Here is a 16,937-nt window from a genome sequence, read left to right on the forward strand (position 1 = left end):
TGCGCCGCGCGATGAACGCGAAACGCGCGTTAGGCATCTGGGCTGCGCTCGGGCTTGCCGCGTTGCTTGTGTTCGTGGCGTCGCTCGCGCTCGGCAGCGTCGCGTTGCCCTTGCCGCGCGCCATCGCGGCGTTGCTGCACGCGCATGCGGCCGCGCCCGATATCGCCGATGACATCGTGCTCACCTTGCGTTTGCCGCGCGCGCTTGCGGGTTTTGCTTCGGGCGCCTTGCTCGCGCTTTCCGGCGCGCTGCTGCAAGTGCTGTTGCGCAATCCGCTGGCCGAGCCGTACGTGCTCGGCGTATCCGGCGGAGCGGCGACCTTCGCACTCACGGCGATGCTCGCGTCGCTGCCGTGGTGGGGCATCGATCTGGCGGCGTGCGCGGGCGCGTTCGCATCCATCGTGCTGGTGCTCGGACTCGCGCGACGCGACCTGTGGCACGGCGATCGCGATGCCTCGCCGCGTCTTCTGCTGACTGGGGTCGTGATAGCGGCGGGCTGGGGCGCGCTCATCACGTTGATCCTCAGTATTGCGCCGGAGAATCGCTTGCGCGGGATGATCTTCTGGCTGACGGGCGACCTGAACGGCGCAGCGACGCCGTGGCCCGCGCTGATCGCGCTCGTCGTCGCGATGATCGTCGTCGTGCCGCTCGCGCCGCAACTCAACGTGCTGTTGCGTGGCGATACGGCCGCGCGTTCGCTCGGCGTGCCTGTCTCGCGCGTGCGGCTGTCGGTGTACCTCGTCGCATCGCTTGCGGCAGCGGCGGCTGTCACGACGGCGGGCACCATCGGCTTCGTTGGGCTCGTCGTGCCACATCTATTGCGGCTCGCGTTCGGCAACGATCAGCGCATGCTCGTGCCGGCGTCGGCGCTGGCAGGCGGCCTCGCGGTGATGAGCGCCGATCTCGTCGCGCGCACGGCGATCGCGCCCGCGCAATTGCCGGTGGGTGTGGTGACCGCACTCGTCGGCGTGCCGATGTTCCTGTGGATGCTGCTGGCGAGACCGCGATGACCCTGCATATCGAACACGTCAGCTTGCGCGCGGGCGCACGCACGCTCGTGGAAGACCTCACGCAAAGTATCGGCGCGGGCGAGATGTGGTGCATAGCCGGGCCGAACGGCGCGGGCAAGACCACGCTCATTGGCGTGCTCGCGGGTTTGACAAAGCCGGCCAAAGGCGCGATATCGCTCGATGGCCGCGCACTCGCGTCCTGGCGCGCGGCGGATCTCGCACGCGCGCGCTCGCTGATGCCGCAAAGCTCGCACGATGCCTTCAGCGCGACTGTACTCGACACCGTGCTGCTCAACCGCTTTCCGTATGTCACGGGCTGGGGCTGGGAGAGCGCCGAAGACCGCGCTGCCGCGCGTGCCGCGCTCGATGCGCTCGGTCTTCTATCGTTCGCCTCGCGTGATGTCCTGACATTGTCGGGCGGCGAACGGCAACGCGTGACGCTCGCCGCCGTGCTGTGCCAAAACACACCGCTCTTGCTGCTCGACGAACCGCTCGCGCATCTGGACCTGCATCATCAAATCGATTGTCTGCACGTACTGGCCGACGCCGCGTGCAAGTCGGGCCGCACGGTGATTTTCTCGTGTCACGATCTCAATCTCGCGCGGCGCTTTTCGACGCACGCGCTTTTGCTCGATGGCAAGGGCGGCGCGCACGCCGGTCTCGTCGCGGACGTGCTCACGCCTGAACGCGCGAGCGCCGCGTTCGGCTATCCGCTAGCCTTGATCCGCGATGGCGAGCACGAAGCGCTCGTGCCGTCCATTCCCGTTGCACGCACCTGAAGGATTGCCGATGTCAAACGCTCACGACTTGCCTACGCCCCGCGCGCCAGACCGTTCGCGCGAAGCCGAACTACAACGCATCATCGATACGAAAACGAAGCCGCCGGGCAGCCTCGGTCGGCTCGAAACGCTCGCGCTGCAAATGGGCGTGATTCAGCGCACGACGAAGCCGTGCATCGAGCGCCCGGCGATGATCGTGTTTGCGGGCGATCACGGTATCGCGACCGAGGGCGTGAGTCCGTATCCGCAAGAAGTGACCGCGCAGATGGTCGCGAATTTTCTGGCGGGCGGCGCGGCGATCAACGCGCTGTCGCGTTCGGTCGGCATGACGCTCGAAGTGGTCGATGCGGGCGTGGCGACACCGATTCCCATCGATAGCGGCTACGAGCGTCTGTCGCTCGGCCTCGGCACGCGCAACTTCGCGAAGGAAGCGGCGATGTCGCGCGAGACCTCGCTCGAAGGCATCGCGCGCGGCGCGGCGCGTGTGCGGCATCACGCGGCGCTCGGCACGAACGTGATCGGCTTCGGCGAGATGGGGATTGCGAACACGTCGGCGGCGGCGTGCCTGATGAGCCGTCTGTGCGGTGTGCCCATTGGCGAATGCGTCGGACGCGGCACGGGTCTCGACGATCGCGGCCTTGCGCACAAGCGCGACGTGCTTGGCCGAGCGCTCGCGTTGCATGCGGCCGAAGGCGATGCAATCGACACGCTCGCGACGTTCGGCGGCTTCGAGATCGCGATGATCGCGGGTGCGTGTCTCGCTGCGGCGGACGCGGGCATGACGATTCTCGTCGATGGCTTCATCGCGACTTCCGGCCTGCTCGTCGCGGCGAAGATCGCACCCGAGGTGCTCGACTACTGCGTGTTCGCGCATGCGTCGAACGAGGCGGGGCATCGGGGCATGCTCGCGCATCTGCATGCGGAGCCGCTGTTGCAACTCGACATGCGGCTTGGCGAAGGCACGGGCGCGGCGCTCGCGTTGCCGATCCTGCGCGCGGCCGTTGCGTTCGTCGATGAGATGGCGAGCTTCGAGGCGGCGGGTGTCACGGATAAGCGAGAGTGACGGCGATGAGCATCATCCGCAAGCGCTGCACGAGGTCGGGGCGCGTCACTGCGTTCAGGCGCGCGGGCGTCTCGACCCGCTTGCCGCAATGACCCGTCCGCTCGACGAACTGCGCTACTTCTTCACCGCGCTCGGTTACTTCACGCGCGTGCCGGTGCCGCGTTGGGTTGGCTTCGAGCGCGCTTATCTGAACGCGGCGGCGCGTTATTTTCCGCTCGTCGGCGTGATGGTCGGCGGTGTTGCCGCGCTCGTCCTGCTCGCGGCGTTGCGCGTGCTTCCGTTGGGCGTTGCCGTGTTGCTGTCGATGGCCGCCACGCTCGTGCTGACCGGCGCGTTCCACGAAGACGGTCTTGCCGATTGCGCCGACGCCTTCGGCGGCGGCTATACGCGCGATGACGTGTTGCGCATCATGCATGACTCGCGCATCGGGGCGTTCGGCGCGATTGCGCTCGTCATTGCACTGGCGCTCAAGTGGCAGACGCTTGCGAGCACGCCGCCGCTTATTGCCGCATGGTTGCTGATCGCCGCGCACGCCGCGAGCCGCGTTTTCGCCATCAGCTATCTCGTCACGCTCGACTATGTGCGCGCCGAGGGCAAGGCGAAGCCGGTCGCACAGCGCATGAGCGCGGGCTCGTTTCTGATTGCGATGATCTTCGGCGTGCCGTGGCTCTTTGTCATCGACTGGAAATTCGCCTGCCTGACGATCGCGTTGCTCACGGTGCTGCGCTGGGCGATGGGACGTTACTTTGTGAAGCGCATCGGCGGCTATACGGGGGATTGTCTCGGCTTCGCGCAACAGGTGTTCGAACTGGCCATTTATCTCATCGGGCTCGCATGGATCTCGTACTGATCCGGCATCCAGCCGTGCGCGTCGATGCAGGCGTGTGCTACGGCCAGACCGATGTTCCCTTGCTGCGCGATGTGAATGCATCGGCTTGCGCTCTGAAGGCGCGCATGCTGTCGCTGAACGTGCCCGCGTGTGTCGATGGCTGGCATTCGAGCGGACTCGTGCGATGTGCATCGCTGGCCTCGGCGTTGAGCGGTGGCATCGCGCCTCACGTCGATGCGCGCCTCGCCGAGATGAACTTCGGCGCATGGGAAGGGCGCGCGTGGGATGCGATCGATCGCGCGCTGATCGATGCCTGGGCCGCGGATATCGAACACGCGAGGCCGCATGGCGGGGAGAGTCTCGTGCAGTTCGCCGGGCGCGTGGAGGACTGGTTGCGCGATATCGAGCGTGCCGAACGGCCGGTGCATGTGATCGCGCATGCTGGCGTCATGCGCGTGCTGACAGCGCATATGCTCGGGATGGAGCGCGCGAGCGTGTTGCAATGGCCGATCGAATTCGGCGCGATCGTGCAGTTCAGGCGCGTGAGAGGGAAGTGGCTGCTGGTGCGGTGGAATGCCTGAGGGCAGGGCCGCTTCGGTCACTTTCCGCGACGCCCGCGCGCTTGCTCCAGATCCTTGCAAAGCTCGGCCGCGCCCAGCGCGATGCGCGGCGTCGGCCGATTGATCAGATCGCCATCGATACCGAAGAGGTTGCCGCGCGCCACCGCGGTGAGCGAACCCCATCGCTTCCATCGATCGAGTGCGGGCAACGCGCGATTCGGCGTCGTCGCGCCGGGCGTCGCGGTGACGATGGCTTCCGGGTTCGCCGCGAGCACGGCTTCGGTCGAGATGGTCGGCACGCGCGTGTCGTTCGCGGCGAAGACGTTGACGCCGCCGCACAACGCGATCACTTCGCTGAACACGTTGTCGCGGTTGAGCGTCATGAGCGGGTCGTCCCACACCTGATAAAACACGCCGACCGGCGGACGTTGCGCATAACGCGTCCGCAGACTGCCGATATCGCGCGTGAATGCAGCCGACGCCGCGCGTGCGTTCGCTTCCGTGCCGAGCAACGCGCCGAGCCGGTCGATGTTGCTCGCGATATCGTCGAGATGGCGCGGTTCGCTGAAGAAGATCGGAATGCCGAGCGCTTGCAGCCGATCCATCTGCCGCGCCGCATTGCCATGCCGCCATACGACGATCAAGTCCGGATGCAATGCGACGATGCGCTCCAGATCGAGCGCCTTGTTGTCGCCGACGCGCGGGATAGCCTGCGCTTCCTTCGGATAATCGCTATACGTCACCGCGCCGACGATACGCGACCCGCCGCCCGCCGCGAACAGCAATTCGGTGACATGCGGCGCGAGACTCACGACGCGCGTGGCGGGTGTCGCGAGCGTGATGCTGGAGCCGCTGTCGTCGGTGACGGTGATAGCGGCGACAGAGGGCGATGCGCTCAGCGTCAACGTCGTTGCGAGAAGGACATGCGGAACGGCGTGTCGAAGCGAATGCGCGGCGAACGCGCGCAGACCTCGGTTGCTTGCGCGCCGGAGCAAGCCGATTCGCGCAGCCAAGGTGCGCAAGACGAGTTCTAAGCTCACGCGCAAGCCACCGGGAGCGAGCGTTCAAGCTGCGCCCGATTGACTTCACTGCCAAGCAAGCCGATCCGCGCAGCCAAGGTGCGCCAGAAAGATTTCGACGTCACGCGCAAACCTCCGCCATCGCTCGTTCAAGCCGCACCCATTCTCCTTCGCTGCCTGGCAAGCCGATGCGCAAACTCGGCGTCATCCCAGCCGGATCGAAGAGCCGCGTCCAGATACCGCGCGTGGCAAGCGCATGCTGCAAGCCGCTCGCATCCAATGTCTGGAACGACGTAAAAAGCGGCGTCGCACGCGCGTCGAACCCATGATGCGCGATAAGCGCCGCGAGCCGTGCGCCATCGCGCTGCAAGCGTTCGCGGGTTTCCCGTTGCCACGCGCGATCCTCGAAAGCCGCCCGCACCGCGTGACGCGCGGGGCCGCTGACGGTCCATGAACCCAGCGCATCGGTGAGCATGGCGATCACATCGGGTGCGGCAAGCACGAAGCCCGCGCGAATTCCCGCGAGCCCGAAGAACTTGCCGACCGAGCGCAGGACGACAAGCCCCGCATCCGCGCTGCGACCGGCAAGAGACTCGGCCGGATCGACATCGGCGAATGCTTCATCGACGATCAACGTACCGCCGCGCGATGCCAGCCTCGCATGCCAATGCAGCAAGACGTGGCGCGGGAGACGCTCGGCGGTCGGGTTGTTCGGATTGGCGACGATCACGTGATCGACGGCATTCGGCAACGTGTCGGCATTTACATCGAGCGGTACGACCGAATGGCCCGCGCGCACGAACGCCGGCGCGTACTCGCCATACGTCAACGGTGCGATGGCTACCGTGCCCTTCTTCAAGAGCCACGGCAAGGCACGAATGGCGGCCTGCGAACCCGCGACGGGCAGCGCGAGCGGCGCGCCGTAATGAGTCGCGGCGAGTTCGGCGAGACCATCGGCGTCTTCGGGCAAACGGCGCCAGGCATCGGGCGGAATGGGCGGGACCGGATAGCCTAAGGGGTTGATGCCCGTTGAAAGATCGAGCCAGTCGTCGAGCGCGATGCCGTATCGACGCGCGGCTTCGCGCAGATTGCCGCCGTGACGGATGGGACGCAGTGGATCAGCCATGATGGCGTGTGGAAGGCGCGAAGTGATGGACGCGTCGAATCGAAACAGAAGAATCACCCATGTCCGGACGCGCTCATCAAGGCAAAGACGAGCAGGATGGCAAGCCACAGCAAGATCGAACGCTCGACGAGCCTCAACGCCGCGACCACGTGCCTCGGCGTGGCCTCATGACCCGCGCCGAGCGTCGGACGCGCTTCGAGCACGCCGTGATAAACCGCCGCGCCGCCAATCAGCACATTGAGGCTGCCCGCGCCCGAGGCCATCACCGGCCCTGCGTTCGGACTGTCCCACGCACGCGCCTGCGTGCGCCAGCAATGCCAGGCCATGCGCGTGTCGCCCGCGAGCGCGTAGCTCGCCGCCGTGAGGCGCGCGGGAATGAAGTTGAGCACATCGTCGATGCGCGCCGCCGCCCAGCCGAAGCGCAGGTAACGCGGCGTGCGATAACCCCACATCGCGTCGAGCGTATTGGCGAGGCGAAACGCGAGCGCGCCCGGCCCGCCCGCGATCACGAACCAGAAGAGCGCCCCGAAGATCGCATCGTTGCCATTTTCGAGCGCGGATTCGACGGCCGCGCGCGAAAGGGCGTTCTCGTCGGCTTGCGAGGTATCGCGCGACACGATCCGCGAGGTGAGCTTGCGCGCGCTTTCGAGGTCGCCGAGCGAGAGGGCGCGGGCAATCGGCGCAATGTGCTGACGCAAGCTCTTGGCGCCGAGCGCGAACCACAGCAAGATCACATGCACGGCCGCGGCATACGCGGGCGGCAGCACGCTCACGAGCGCCCACGCGACCAACACCGGCGGCACGACGGCCGCAAGCCACGCAAGCATGCCCGCCGGCCGCGCCCGATGCCCCGTGTTCATGCGCGCTTCGAGCTTCGTGGCGTATCGCCCGAAGGCGACGAGCGGATGCCGCGTGCGCGGCTCGCCGAACATGCGATCGACGATCACGCCGAGCACCGCGAGCAAGGACATCGAGTAAAAGGAAAGCAGGAGCATCGCCGGTCAGCCTTTCAGCGCGATCGGCAGACCCGCGACCATCAGCGTCGTGCGCGTGCTTGCGGCGGCGACGCGTTGATTCAATCGGCCGAGTTCATCGACATAAAGGCGCGTGACGGAACCGAGCGGCACCACGCCCAAGCCGATTTCGTTCGATACCACGATGACCGTGCCGCGCACGGCGGCGAGCGCGCGGTCGAAGGCATCGAAGGCATCGGTGGCCTCGCGCGGCAGTGACGCGTTCTGCGCGTCGGCGTTATCGGTTGTGAAGAGCAGATTGGCGAGCCAGAGCGTCAGGCAGTCGATGAGCACGCACGCGCCCGGCCTGTCCGCGTCGCGCACGGCATCGGCAAGACTGAGCGGCGCTTCGACGAGCGTCCAGTGCGCGGGCCGTCTTTCGCGATGATGCCGCACGCGCTCGGCGAACTCGGCGTCGCTGCCGACGCGCGCAGTCGCGATGTATGTCACGGGCAAACCGCTCTCGTTGGCAAGGCGTTCGGCGTGCGCGCTCTTGCCCGAACGAGCGCCGCCGAGAACGAAGATGAGGTCGCGTGGAGAGTGGGTCGTGGTCATCGCAATATTGTACCGGCGGGCTAAGATGCAGGCTTTCACCCGAGGACCGCATTCCATGTCTTTCACGCCGCGCGGCACGCTGATGATTCAGGGCACGACTTCCGATGCCGGCAAGAGCACGCTCGTCGCGGGCCTGTGCCGGCTCGCGCGGCGCGGCGGCGTGAAGGTCGCGCCGTTCAAGCCGCAGAACATGGCGCTCAACAGCGCGGTCACGGTGGATGGCGGCGAGATCGGCCGGGCGCAGGCGCTGCAGGCAATCGCGGCGGGCGTGCCCGCGCGCATCGACTTCAATCCGGTGCTGCTCAAGCCGACGAGCGATCGAGGCGCGCAAGTGATCATCCACGGTCCCGCGCATGCGAATCTGGCCGCGCGGGCGTCTCACGAATACAAGCGCACCGCGTTCGATGCCGTGCTCGCGTCCTACGCGCGGCTCACGGCCGAATTCGACGCGGTGATCGTCGAAGGCGCGGGCAGTCCCGCCGAAATCAATCTGCGCGATCGCGATATCGCCAACATGGGGTTCGCGGAACGAGTCGATTGCCCGGTCGTGCTGGTGGCGGACATCGATCGCGGCGGCGTGTTCGCGCATCTCGTCGGCACGCTCGCGTGTCTTTCGGAAAGTGAGCGGGCACGAGTGCGCGGCTTCGTCATCAACCGGTTTCGCGGCGATATCGGCTTGCTGACACCGGGGCTCGAATGGCTCGAAACGCAGACCGGCAAGCCGGTTCTCGGCGTCTTGCCGTATCTGCATGGCCTCACGCTCGATGCCGAGGACATGCTGCCGTCGCAGGCGCGGTCGCGCGGCGCGGAATCGACGCTGAAGGTGATCGTGCCGGCGTTGCCGCGCATCAGCAATCACACGGACTTCGATGCGCTGCGGGCGCATCCGCAAGTCGATTTCGAGTACGTTCGGCCGGGCATGGCGCCGCCGCCCGCCGACTTGATCGTGTTGCCTGGGTCGAAAAGCGTGCAGCGCGATCTGGCGTGGCTGCGTTCGAACGGCTGGGAGCGGGCGATCGAGCGGCATCTGCGCTACGGCGGCAAGGTGCTAGGCATCTGCGGCGGCATGCAGATGCTGGGGCGCACGGTCGACGATCCTTCGGGCGTCGAAGGCGCGGCGGGTTGTGTCGATGGCCTGGGGCTGCTCGATCTCGCCACCGTGCTCACGCCCGACAAGCAGCTCGCAAACGTGACGGGGCGGCTTGTCATCGACGGCAAGGAGGCGCCCGTGCGCGGCTACGAGATTCATATGGGACGCACGAGCGGCGCGGCGCTCGCGCGGCCGGCGGTGGCGCTCGACGACGGCCGCTTCGACGGCGCGGTGTCGCAAGACGGGCAGATCGCGGCGACGTATCTGCATGGCCTCTTCGATACACCCGAAGCCTGTGCCGCGTTGCTCGCGTGGGCCGGCGTGAACGATGCCGCGCCGCTCGACTATCCGGCGTTGCGGGAGGCGTCGCTCGACCGGCTCGCGGATTCGTTCGAGCAGGCGCTGGATCTAAAGGCGGTGCTGGCGGCGTTCGCTTAAGGACGAGCTGCCGCGGGGCGTGCTTTTCCGCATTCAAGTTTTGCAGCAGCGGTCCGTTATCTGATTGTCGGCACGCCGTGACGAGCGGCGGCCTGTGCTCAATCCGATACCAAGAACACGCTCTCATGAAACTTCGCTCCAAGCTTATGCTGCTCGTATTGCCCGTCCTCGCTGCTTGCGGCGGCGGCGGCGGCGACGACAAGACCTGCACGACCGACCTCGGTAATCTGCAGAAATCGTGCGTAACGAATCCGTCGCATACGCTTCCTGAAGGCTTCTGGTACGGCTCGGTGAATTCCGGGCAGTCGCTCGCGGCGCAGACCATCGTCCTCGAATCGGGTCAGTACTTCAGCATCTATTCGCGAGATGGCTCGTTCGTCTGGCTGATCGAAGGCATCATGACGGCGACCGATGGCGCGTTCAGCGACGCGTCGACGGTAGGTTTCCACGAAGCAGGCGCGATCCGTGCCGGCTCGCTCAGCGGCAACTTCACGCAGAAGAGCACGCTCACCGCGACCACCTCGCTCTATGTTCCGCCCGATACCGCCGCCACCGCGTACAACGGCAACTACAACGCGACGTACGACACGCCGATCACCATCAACGACGTGGCGCGCACTTGGACGAGCGCATCGGGCGTCTCGCCGATCTCTTCGATCACCTTCGCGGCGGACGGCACGGCCAAGGGCACGCAGAACGCCTGCACGTTCACGGGCAGCTTCAAGCCGCGCTCGACCGGCAAGCATCTGCTCGATGGCACCTTGAACTTCGCGGGCGGCGCGTCTTGCACGCTCAATAATGTGTCGATGCCCGTGGAGGCCACGGTCGTCAACGGACAGCTCACCGTCGTCGGCGTCACGACGCAGCGGGATCAGGCGTTCTATCTGTCGGGACAGTGAGCCTGTTGCTGGTTTCCTAAAATCCCGGTTCTTTGCTTAGGATTTAGCCCGCCGCGCGCGGGCTTTTTCTCGTCCAGTGTGCCGTGACGCCTCGTACACGTCGCAGCACGACAACAGTTTCTGATACGACAAATACAATTTTTGTACCGTCCGTTTAATAGACACTTTACAATTGTTAACGATTCGCATTTACGCGCTCAGACGGCTCAATTCACCTTTTTTCGAATATCCACGCCTTATGTCACGATCGGTCACCCAGCAAGAAGTCAGTCGCCGCACTGCGGTATCGAAGGCGGTAGAACGTCTTTTCGTGGGACTGGTCGCCGCCGCCGCAATGCAGGCGAGCGCTTACGCGCAAGGCGCGCCGGCGGCGGACGGCACCTCGGCCGATAGCGCCGGTGCTGCTCAATCGACGACCTTGCCCGCCGTGATGGTCAAGGGATCGGCGGCGCCCGGCGATCTGCCCGCGCCCTATGCAGGCGGACAAGTGGCGCGCGGCGGCAGCATCGGTGTGCTTGGAACGGCGAACGTGATGGACCAGCCTTTCAGCACGACGAATTACACCGAGCAGATGATCCAGGACACGCAGGCGCGGACCATCGGCGACCTCGTCGTCAACAACGCGTCGGTGCGCACGGAGCAAAGCGGCGGCGGATTCGGCGACGTGTTCCAGATTCGCGGCTTCGACGTCCAGCCAACCGATGTCGCGCTCAACGGCCTCTACGGCATGGTCTCGGCGGCGCGCGTGCCGGTCAACCTGCTCGAACGCGTCGAAGTGCTGCAAGGCCCGGGATCGCTCATGTACGGCATGGGACCGGGCGGCAGCGTCGGCGGCGCGATCAACATCGTCACCAAGCGCGCCGACGATACCCCGCTCACGCGTCTCACCGCGCTGTATCAATCGAAGAGCCAGTTCGGATTTGCCGCCGATATCGGCCGCCGCTTCGGCGATGAAGGCCAGTGGGGCGTGCGCTTCAACGGCCAGATCAAGGACGGGCAGACCGGCATTGCGCACGGCAACCAATTGCAGGGCGACAGCGCGATCGGCCTCGACTATCGCGGCAAACAGTTGCGTTGGTCGTTCGACGCCTACAACGTCTCCGAGAACACCGACGAGTACCGCTCGCAGATCGGTTTCGGCACCGCGACCGCCGTGCCCGCCGTGCCTTCGGCATACAACAATCTCTATCCCGGCTCGAAGCTCAAGCTGCGCGATTCGGCCGTCATGACGCGCGCCGAGTACGACATCAACCAGTACGTGACCGTGTACGGCGCGGCGGGAGAGCATTACGGCACGTCGCAGCAGAACTTCCCGTATGCGGCGGGCATGACGGCGGCGGGCGAGTTCAGCGCCTATAACGGCTATTACGACCAGTACACGCGCACCAAGACCGTCGATGCGGGCCTGCGCTTTCACTTCGATACCTTCGGCGTCAAGCACACGCTGGTCACGGGCGTGACGAGCCTGAATCAGGAGATCGGCTACTTCTACGCGCTGGGATCGACCGCGGTGGCGTCCAATCTCTATTCGCCGTCGCCCCTCGCACCCGTCGATACCCCGCGCGGCGACATGCAGCGCAGCAGCCAGACGCGCCTGAACAGTCAGCAGGTCATCGATACGATGTCGTTCTTCAACGACCGCGTGCTGCTGACGGGCGGTTTCCGTCGTCAGACGATCGGCCAGGACAATTACGATCCGACCACGGGCGCGCAGCAAAGCTCGCTCGACCAGCAGGCGATCTCGCCGCTCGCGGGCATCGCGATCAAGCCGCTTTCGAATGTTTCCGTGTACGGCAACTTCACGTCGGGTCTTTCGAATGGCGGCACGGCGCCGGCGGGCACCGCGAACGCGGGCCAGGCGTTTGCGCCGTACAAGTCGAACCAATACGAAGCGGGCGTGAAGGCGGATTGGGGCCGCGTGCTGACATCGGTTTCGGTGTTTCAGATCTCGCAGCCCAACGCCGTCACCGATCCCACCACGAATTTCTACGGCTACAACGGCAAGACGCGCGTGCGCGGTCTCGAACTGGCTGCTTACGGCGAAATGTTCCGCAGTCTGCGCCTGATGGCGAGCGCGACGTTCTACGATCCGAAGGTTTCGGGCACGGCGGGCGGCACGCAGGACGGCAACGATCCGGGCGGCGTGCCCAAGTTCGCCTTCAACCTCGGCGCGGATTACGACTTGCCGTGGGTGCCGGGCCTGAGCGTCAACGGGCGGATCATCCATACGGGCGCGCAGTACTACGATTCCAGCGATACCTTGCGCTTGCCGTCGTGGACGCGTTACGACGTCGGCGTGCGTTACGGAATGCGCATCGCGAAGAAGGACGTCGTGTTTCGCGCCAACGTCGAGAATCTCTTCGGCAGCCGGTACTGGATGCAGCAGGGCACCTACGTGACCAACGCCGCGCCGCGGACCTTGCTGATTTCCGCGCAAGTCGATTTCTGATCGCGACTTGAAAAGCCGGGACAGTCGCGCCGCTGTCCGGCTTTTCCTCAATAAAGAATCATCTGCGTACACCGGAACATGGCGATCAGCTTTCCTTCGCCATTGGTGACGCTTGCATCCCACACTTGCGTGCTTCGTCCGGCATGCACGGCCGTCGCCCGCGCGATGATCTTCCCTTCACGCGCCGTCGACACGTGGTTGCTCTTCAATTCGAGCGTCGTGAAATTCTGCGCGTTCTCCGGTAAATGAGCGATGCACGCGTATCCGCAACAGGTATCCGCCAGGCCGACGACCGTTGCCGCATGCAGAAAGCCATTGGGCGCGAGTAACTCCGGCCGGATGACGAGTTCGCCCGTCAACGCGCCTTCTTCGAGTGAAATCAGTTGCACGCCGAGCAACTCGGGCAGACAGCCCTTCTGACGGTTGCGAAGAAAGTCGAGCGTCACATCGGAACGAAGGGGCATGGCGGTCGTTTAGAAGAGATGGGAAGAAAAGGAAAGGGTAGTCCGTTCGGCCAGCGCTTCGCGTGGGCGCCGTTTTGCCGATAATATCAACGGCTCGAAATCATGTATCGGTTCCTAAAACGAAACCGCGCGCAGGGGTATACCGGCGAAGGGCGTCGAACTCAAGCGCGTCGAACAATCTTCTGGACAATTCATGACCGTGATCGTGGTGGCAAATCCGAAGGGCGGCGTCGGGAAAAGCACGCTCGCAACCAATCTAGCCGGGTGTTTCGCGGCAAACGGCGAGTGGGTCGCGCTCGCCGATCTGGACAAGCAGCGCTCCTCGCACGCGTGGCTTTCGCTGCGCCCGGACACGCTGCCAAGAATCGAAGAATGGAATCTCGATGTCGACGCGCCCGCCAAGCCGCCCAAGGGCCTGGAAAAAGCCGTCGTCGATACGCCCGCCGGAGTCCACGGCAACCGGCTCGCGCTCGCGCTGGATATTGCCGACAAGGTGATCGTGCCGCTGCAACCGTCGATGTTCGACATCCTCGCCACGCAAGACTTTCTGTCGAAACTCGCGAAGGAAAAGGCGGTGCGAAAGGGCGCGATTCAGGTCGGCGTCGTCGGCATGCGGGTGGACGCGCGTACGCGCTCGGCGGAACAACTGCATCGTTTCGTGGAAAGTCTCGACTTGCCCGTGCTCGGCTTTTTACGCGACACGCAAAACTACGTGCAACTCGCCGCGCACGGACTCACGATCTGGGACGTCGCCAAAAGCCGCGTGGAGAAGGACCTGGAGCAGTGGCAACCCATCATCGAATGGGTCAGCAAAAAATAAGGCCGGCGGTCCTTGCGGAGCGCCGGCCAAGTCGCGGATGAACTCGGACGATCAGGTCCAGTTCTGCGTCGGCACGTGATCGCGGTTGCCCTTGATGCGGTTCGCTTCATCGACGAAGACGAGGTCCGGCTTCCAGCCCGCCGCGATCTCTTTTTCGTCGACAGCCGCGAAAGCCGCAATGATCACGAGGTCGCCCAACTGCGCGCGCCGCGCCGCCGAGCCGTTCAGCGAGATCATGCCGCTGCCGCGCTCGCCCTTGATGGCATAGGTGGTCAGGCGCTCGCCGTTGTTCACGTTCCAGATGTCGATCTGCTCGTTCTCCAGCAGATTCGCCGCTTCGAGCAGATCCTCGTCGATTGCGCACGAGCCTTCGTAGTGAAGCTCGCAATGCGTGACCGTCGCGCGGTGAATCTTCGATTTGAGCATGGTGCGCTGCATGATGCGTGTGGTTCCTTTACTTCAGATTTCCAGATTGTCGATGAGACGGGTGTTGCCGAGCTTCGCCGCCGCCAGCACGACGAGCGGCGCGCTCGCATCCGCTTCGCCCGGCGCGAGCAGGTCGACGCGCTTGCGCACGCTGATGTAGTCGGGCTTCCAGCCGCGTTCGGCGAGCGCGTTCATGGCCGTGCGTTCGAGCGCGGCCAGATCTTTCTCGCCCGAGAGCACGGCTTCGCGCACCCGATTCAACTGCAGCGCGAGTTGCGGCGCTTCGGCGTGCTCGGCGGCCGACAGAAAGCGATTGCGCGATGACAGCGCGAGACCGTTTTCCTCGCGCACCGTTTCGGCGGCGATGATCTCGGTGGGCAGCGCGAACTGGTGGCACATCTGCCGCACGATCATCAGTTGCTGATAATCCTTCTTGCCGAACACCGCGACGCGCGGCTGCACGCACGACATCAGCTTCATCACGACCGTGCACACGCCGGTGAAGAAGCCGGGGCGGAATTCGCCTTCGAGAATGTCGCCGAGGTTATGCGGCGGATGCACGCGATACTGCTGCGGCTCCGGATACATATCCACTTCGGTCGGCGCGAACAGCACGTAGACGTTCTCCGACTGCAGCCTTTCGATGTCGTCCAGCAGCGTGCGCGGATATTTGTCGAAGTCTTCGTTCGGCCCGAATTGCAGCCGGTTCACGAAGATGCTCGCGACCACCGGATCGCCATGCTGGCGCGCAAGCCGCATGAGCGAAAGATGGCCTTCGTGGAGGTTGCCCATCGTCGGGACGAAGGCGGTGCGGTTCTGACCGCGCAACTGATCGCGCAGTTCGTGAATTGAGCTGATGACTTTCATCGAGCGGGTGTCTCCTGGCGGGCGGCAGCAACAGGCCGCACCGAGGCAAGGGTAGAGAAAATGCTTTTAAGCGGGAGAGTACGCGAGTCTCACGTAAATGGGCGCAAAAGGCTCGGCCTGAGTGATTTCGATCAGCGATTCGCGCGACAACTCCAGCATGGCGATGAAGTTCACCACGACCACCGGTACGCCGCGCGTGGGATCGAATAGCTCGGAGAACTCCATGAAGCGCGCATGCTGCAGGCGCCGCAGGATTACGCTCATATGCTCGCGCACCGAGAGTTCTTCCCGCGAAATCCGGTGATGCTGAACGAGCTTCGCGCGCTTGATGACATCGGCCCAGGCGGAGCGCAGGTCGTTCATGTCGACGTCGGGGAAGCGTTGCGCCGACGCCTGCTCGATATAGACGTCCGCGCGCAGGAAGTCGCGGCCGAGTTGCGGCAACTGGTCGATACGTTGCGCGGCGAGCTTCATCTGCTCGTATTCCAGCAAGCGGCGCACGAGTTCGGCGCGCGGGTCTTCGGCGTCCTCGCCGGTGTCGGCCTTCTTGACCGGCAGCAGCATGCGCGACTTGATCTCGATGAGCATGGCCGCCATCAGCAGATATTCCGACGCGAGTTCGAGATTCGACTCGCGAATCTGATCGACATAGCCGAGATATTGCGCGGTGACATCCGCCATCGGAATGTCGAGCACGTTGAAATTTTGCTTGCGGATGAGGTAGAGCAGCAGGTCGAGCGGGCCTTCGAACGCTTCGAGAAAGATTTCGAGCGCGTCCGGCGGAATGTATAGATCCGTCGGCAGCTTCCAGAGCGGCTCGCCGTAGAGATGCGCGAAAGCGACGCCGTCGATGGTGTCGGGCGTCGAGTCGGTCGCAGGCTTGGCGAGCGCGGCGGCCCGTTCATCTCGCGAGTCGTCCGGGGCCTGACGGCGGGGCGACTGCGGCTCGCGGCCGGCTGTACTCACGTTCAGAAGTTCTGGTAGTAGACGTATGGCGTCTGGTTCACGCGCGCCTTTTGCTGGCGTTCGCGTTCGTCGAGGTCGACCGGCTGCTTGTCCCACAGGAGCGCGCGGCCGCGACGCTGTTCGTCTTCGAGCGTCGGCTTCTGGCTTTTCAACTGATTGATGAACTGGGTGATGTCCGACTGGTACATGATCGGTTTTCCGTTGGCTCGATGCGGTGAGTAGGGAGGACGCGCCCGGCAGCCTTTGCTGGCGCCGATGCCGCGCGGCACTGGGTTCGATCTCCGGGATTTTACAGCAAGCGTGAAGCGGTAACGCATGGGACTTGGGCTGTCACGTAAGCGATTATTGGAACCCGCGGAACCCCGCGAGCGTCTGACCGTCCAAAGCCGCACGACAGCGCGCCCGGCAGCGGTCCGCGGACGGCACGCGGCAAACCACACCGCCGCAAGCCGCCGTTGCACATCCGTGCTCGGTTCCCATGCGAAGCTGTGGTGAAATAGCGCCTGCGCGCCGTGACCGGCTCATCGCATTGCAGCCGCGCGTTCGAGGTTCATCTTTCAGTCT

18 protein-coding genes are annotated in these 16,937 nt (G+C 64.8%); 9 read left to right on the forward strand and 9 right to left on the reverse strand.

Annotation, left to right across the window (positions count from 1 at the left end; all coding sequences use genetic code 11):
• Positions 1–11 precede the first annotated feature (11 nt).
• The 5 genes from QCE79_RS03005 (at position 12) to QCE79_RS03025 (ending at position 4,262) form a co-directional block, all read left to right on the forward strand.
• Positions 12–1,010, forward strand: a complete 999-nt coding sequence (locus QCE79_RS03005) for an iron ABC transporter permease (protein ID WP_309845147.1) — start codon at positions 12–14, stop codon at positions 1,008–1,010.
• Positions 1,007–1,789 (forward strand): ABC transporter ATP-binding protein, encoded by a 783-nt coding sequence (locus QCE79_RS03010; protein WP_309841747.1) that lies wholly within the window; start codon positions 1,007–1,009, stop codon positions 1,787–1,789. The genes QCE79_RS03005 and QCE79_RS03010 overlap by 4 nt, the downstream gene beginning before the upstream one ends.
• A 10-nt stretch (positions 1,790–1,799) precedes the next feature.
• Positions 1,800–2,852 carry a nicotinate-nucleotide--dimethylbenzimidazole phosphoribosyltransferase gene (gene cobT / locus QCE79_RS03015; protein ID WP_309841748.1) on the forward strand — a complete coding sequence of 351 codons (1,053 nt, stop codon included), beginning with the start codon at positions 1,800–1,802 and terminating at the stop codon, positions 2,850–2,852.
• 88 nt (positions 2,853–2,940) lie between these two features.
• Entirely contained in the window at positions 2,941–3,702 is a 762-nt protein-coding gene (locus tag QCE79_RS03020) for an adenosylcobinamide-GDP ribazoletransferase (protein ID WP_309845149.1), read from the forward strand.
• Entirely contained in the window at positions 3,687–4,262 is a 576-nt protein-coding gene (locus QCE79_RS03025; protein ID WP_309841750.1) for a histidine phosphatase family protein, read from the forward strand. The genes QCE79_RS03020 and QCE79_RS03025 overlap by 16 nt, the downstream gene beginning before the upstream one ends.
• Positions 4,263–4,279: 17 nt before the next feature.
• On the opposite strand, the gene QCE79_RS03030 is transcribed toward QCE79_RS03025, so the two are convergent.
• The 4 genes from QCE79_RS03030 to cobU all read right to left on the reverse strand — a co-directional run bounded on the left by QCE79_RS03030 (position 4,280) and on the right by cobU (position 7,954).
• Positions 4,280–5,146 (reverse strand): cobalamin-binding protein, encoded by an 867-nt coding sequence (locus QCE79_RS03030; protein ID WP_309845151.1) that lies wholly within the window; start codon positions 5,144–5,146, stop codon positions 4,280–4,282.
• A 235-nt stretch (positions 5,147–5,381) separates the two neighbouring features.
• Positions 5,382–6,386 carry a threonine-phosphate decarboxylase CobD gene (gene cobD, locus QCE79_RS03035; RefSeq protein ID WP_309841754.1) on the reverse strand — a complete coding sequence of 335 codons (1,005 nt, stop codon included), beginning with the start codon at positions 6,384–6,386 and terminating at the stop codon, positions 5,382–5,384.
• Between the two features lie 53 nt (positions 6,387–6,439).
• Positions 6,440–7,381 carry an adenosylcobinamide-phosphate synthase CbiB gene (cbiB, locus tag QCE79_RS03040; protein ID WP_250463543.1) on the reverse strand — a complete coding sequence of 314 codons (942 nt, stop codon included), beginning with the start codon at positions 7,379–7,381 and terminating at the stop codon, positions 6,440–6,442.
• 6 nt (positions 7,382–7,387) lie between these two features.
• Positions 7,388–7,954 (reverse strand): bifunctional adenosylcobinamide kinase/adenosylcobinamide-phosphate guanylyltransferase, encoded by a 567-nt coding sequence (cobU, locus tag QCE79_RS03045; protein ID WP_244827271.1) that lies wholly within the window; start codon positions 7,952–7,954, stop codon positions 7,388–7,390.
• Between the two features lie 55 nt (positions 7,955–8,009).
• Between cobU and QCE79_RS03050 the strand changes: the two genes are divergently transcribed.
• The 3 genes from QCE79_RS03050 to QCE79_RS03060 all read left to right on the forward strand — a co-directional run bounded on the left by QCE79_RS03050 (position 8,010) and on the right by QCE79_RS03060 (position 12,830).
• Entirely contained in the window at positions 8,010–9,482 is a 1,473-nt protein-coding gene (locus tag QCE79_RS03050; RefSeq protein ID WP_309841759.1) for a cobyric acid synthase, read from the forward strand.
• 125 nt (positions 9,483–9,607) lie between these two features.
• Positions 9,608–10,381: a hypothetical protein gene (locus tag QCE79_RS03055; RefSeq protein WP_309841762.1), complete on the forward strand. Its 774-nt coding sequence runs from the start codon at positions 9,608–9,610 to the stop codon at positions 10,379–10,381.
• Positions 10,382–10,619: 238 nt separating this feature from the next.
• Positions 10,620–12,830: a TonB-dependent siderophore receptor gene (locus QCE79_RS03060; RefSeq protein ID WP_309841764.1), complete on the forward strand. Its 2,211-nt coding sequence runs from the start codon at positions 10,620–10,622 to the stop codon at positions 12,828–12,830.
• 47 nt (positions 12,831–12,877) lie between these two features.
• On the opposite strand, the gene QCE79_RS03065 is transcribed toward QCE79_RS03060, so the two are convergent.
• Positions 12,878–13,294, reverse strand: coding sequence for a PaaI family thioesterase (locus QCE79_RS03065; protein WP_309841765.1), 417 nt, complete (start codon positions 13,292–13,294; stop codon positions 12,878–12,880).
• Between the two features lie 193 nt (positions 13,295–13,487).
• Between QCE79_RS03065 and QCE79_RS03070 the strand changes: the two genes are divergently transcribed.
• Positions 13,488–14,114, forward strand: a complete 627-nt coding sequence (locus QCE79_RS03070; protein WP_244827276.1) for a ParA family protein — start codon at positions 13,488–13,490, stop codon at positions 14,112–14,114.
• A 51-nt stretch (positions 14,115–14,165) separates the two neighbouring features.
• Here QCE79_RS03070 and panD read toward each other — a convergent pair whose 3' ends face one another.
• The 4 genes from panD to QCE79_RS03090 form a co-directional block, all read right to left on the reverse strand.
• Positions 14,166–14,552 (reverse strand): aspartate 1-decarboxylase, encoded by a 387-nt coding sequence (panD, locus tag QCE79_RS03075; RefSeq protein ID WP_244827277.1) that lies wholly within the window; start codon positions 14,550–14,552, stop codon positions 14,166–14,168.
• A gap of 21 nt (positions 14,553–14,573) precedes the next feature.
• Positions 14,574–15,407, reverse strand: coding sequence for a pantoate--beta-alanine ligase (gene panC / locus QCE79_RS03080; protein WP_309841769.1), 834 nt, complete (start codon positions 15,405–15,407; stop codon positions 14,574–14,576).
• A 66-nt stretch (positions 15,408–15,473) separates the two neighbouring features.
• Positions 15,474–16,259 (reverse strand): ScpA family protein, encoded by a 786-nt coding sequence (locus QCE79_RS03085; RefSeq protein ID WP_309845153.1) that lies wholly within the window; start codon positions 16,257–16,259, stop codon positions 15,474–15,476.
• Between the two features lie 116 nt (positions 16,260–16,375).
• Positions 16,376–16,564: a DUF3460 family protein gene (locus tag QCE79_RS03090; RefSeq protein ID WP_244827978.1), complete on the reverse strand. Its 189-nt coding sequence runs from the start codon at positions 16,562–16,564 to the stop codon at positions 16,376–16,378.
• Positions 16,565–16,937: the final 373 nt, after the last annotated feature.

Origin of the sequence: Caballeronia sp. LZ003 (genome assembly GCF_031451465.1) — a bacterium.
Taxonomy (GTDB): domain Bacteria; phylum Pseudomonadota; class Gammaproteobacteria; order Burkholderiales; family Burkholderiaceae; genus Caballeronia.